This is a genomic window from Nioella sp. (genome assembly GCF_964229645.1).
Lineage (GTDB): Bacteria > Pseudomonadota > Alphaproteobacteria > Rhodobacterales > Rhodobacteraceae > Nioella.
In genome coordinates this window covers 1-2008 of sequence record NZ_CAXREX010000309.1, presented here as the reverse complement: position 1 = coordinate 2008, position 2008 = coordinate 1, and the positions used below count along the sequence as shown (strand labels likewise).

4 protein-coding genes and 1 pseudogene are annotated in these 2008 nt (G+C 64.0%); all 5 read right to left on the bottom strand.

Annotated elements, in window-relative coordinates; all coding sequences use genetic code 11:
* Nucleotides 1-146: alpha/beta fold hydrolase (locus ACEQXV_RS19345; protein ID WP_370270531.1), on the bottom strand; the 146-nt coding region annotated here is incomplete at its 3' end.
* Nucleotides 146-745 (bottom strand): protocatechuate 3,4-dioxygenase subunit alpha, encoded by a 600-nt coding sequence (pcaG, locus tag ACEQXV_RS19340; protein ID WP_370270529.1) that lies wholly within the window; start codon nucleotides 743-745, stop codon nucleotides 146-148. The genes pcaG and ACEQXV_RS19345, both read right to left, overlap by 1 nt.
* A 1-nt stretch (nucleotide 746) precedes the next feature.
* Nucleotides 747-1487, bottom strand: coding sequence for a protocatechuate 3,4-dioxygenase subunit beta (gene pcaH / locus ACEQXV_RS19335; protein WP_170848806.1), 741 nt, complete (start codon nucleotides 1485-1487; stop codon nucleotides 747-749).
* A complete protein-coding gene (gene pcaC / locus ACEQXV_RS19330) occupies nucleotides 1480-1863 on the bottom strand; it encodes a 4-carboxymuconolactone decarboxylase (RefSeq protein ID WP_093446093.1) in 384 nt (127 codons plus the stop codon). The genes pcaH and pcaC overlap by 8 nt, the downstream gene beginning before the upstream one ends.
* Nucleotides 1856-2008, bottom strand: a pseudogene (locus tag ACEQXV_RS19325) (3-oxoadipate enol-lactonase); the annotation flags it as partial. The gene pcaC and the pseudogene ACEQXV_RS19325, both read right to left, overlap by 8 nt.

Below are 2008 nucleotides of genomic sequence, written 5' to 3'. Positions count from 1 at the left end.
GCAAGGGTCAGATCCGGCACGCCGCCGCCCCGGCCGGGCATGTCGATGGCCCGAACGGAATGCCCCCGCGCTTCCAGCGCGGGGACCACTTTCTGCCAGCACCAGGCCCCATGACAGGCCCCGTGAACCAGGATGAACTGCGTCATCAGATATCCAGAAAAACCGTTTCATTGTCGCCCTGCAGGACGATGTTGAAGGTATATTTACCCTCTGCGGTCTTCTTTGCAATCAGCGTCTGGACGCGGTTCTGCTGTTCGATCCGGTTCAGAAGGGGGTCGGCGTTGTTGTCCTCGTCCTCGAAATAGATCCGTGTCTGCAGCCCGATGTTGATGCCACGCGCCACCACCCAGACCGAGATATGCGGGGCCTGCATCGCGCCGCTGCGCGCCTTGACGGCCCCCGGTTTGACTGTGCGCAGGGTGAATTTGCCCGTCTCGGAATCCGCCGCGAACCGGCAATAGCCCGAGACCTTGGGGTCGGCACCCGCCTGGCCGGGGAACTTGCCCGAGGCGTCCGGCTGCCAGCTTTCCATCATCGCGTCGCGCAGGGCCCAGCCCGTGCCGTCGATGACTTCGCCGGTGATCTCGATCACCTCGCCCTGGGCCCCGTCGGCAATCGGGCTTTCCCCGATCTCAAGGTCATAGGCCCCGGCGTTGCCGGCATAGGTCGGCATGCAGCCGATGTGGACGTAAGGCCCGGCGGTTTGCGAGGGCGTTTCGATCAGCGTGTCGAGTTTCTGAACCATCTCACATCCCCTCAAGCTTGTTTTCGAACATGGTCTGGCGGCGTCCGCGCAGCACGATGTCGAACTTGTAGGCCAGGAAATCCATCGGACGCGCCTTGGCCATGTCCAGCGGGGCCACCAGCGTGTCCAGCTGGCCGCGATCCTTGATCGTCGCCGCGATCGGGCAGCGATAGATCAGCGGGTCGCCTTCGAAATACATCTGGGAAATCAGGCGCTGACCGAAGGCATGTCCGAAGATCGAGAAGTGGATATGCATCGGGCGCCAGTCGTTGCCCCGGTTCGGCCAGGGGTAGGCCCCCGGACGGATCGTCAGGAATTCGTAATACCCGTTTTCATCGGTGATGGTCCGGCCACAGCCCCCGAAATTCGGGTCGAGCGGCGCGAAATAGGTGTCCTTCTTGTGGCGATAGCGGCCGCCGGCATTGGCCTGCCAGATCTCGACCAGCGTATGCGGCACGGGGCGGGCGTTTTCGTCCAGCACCCGGCCATGAACCAGGATGCGTTCGCCCACGGCGGGGGCCTTTCCCCGCGTCCAGTTCATGATCAGGTTGTTGTCCCATTCGCCCAGGATCTCGTGGCCGAAGGTGGGGCCGGTCTCCTCGGACGGGCCGGATTCCAGCGACAGAAGCGACCAGCGCGGGCTGCGCGGCACGGACGTCTTGTAGTCGATGTCATAGGCGGGGGGATGCGCTGCGCGGTTGCGCGGGATCAGCGGCCCCCGATCTTGGATGCGATCAGACATTGTTGCCCTCCAATTCGGCATAGATCTGACGGGCGAGCTTGAAGGCGTGGTTCGCGCGTGGCACGCCCGCATAGATCGCCACGTGGTGAAGCACCTCGCGGATGTCCTCCTTGCTTGCGCCGGTGTTCACCGTCGCCCGCAGGTGCAGTTCGAATTCCTCGAAGTTCCCAAGCCCGGCCAGCAGCGCCAGGGTGATCATCGAGCGTTCCCGCTTCGGGATCGCGTCCGAGGCCCAGACCGTGCCCCAGGCGCTTTCGGTGATCAGGTCGACAAAGCCCTGGTCAAAGTCGGTGGCGTTGCCTTGCGATTTGTTCACATGGGCTTCGCCCAGGACGGCGCGGCGGGTGGCTTCCCCGGCGGGGCGGCGATCAGGCATGTCCTGTCTCCTTGATGAAAGTGGTCAGGATGCGGGCGTAGTCTTCGGGCTTCTCGACGCAGGGAAGATGGCCCGCACCGCGGATCAGTTCGAACTTGGACCCCGGCACCAGGTCGATGGTTTCGCGCACCAGGTCGGGCGGGGT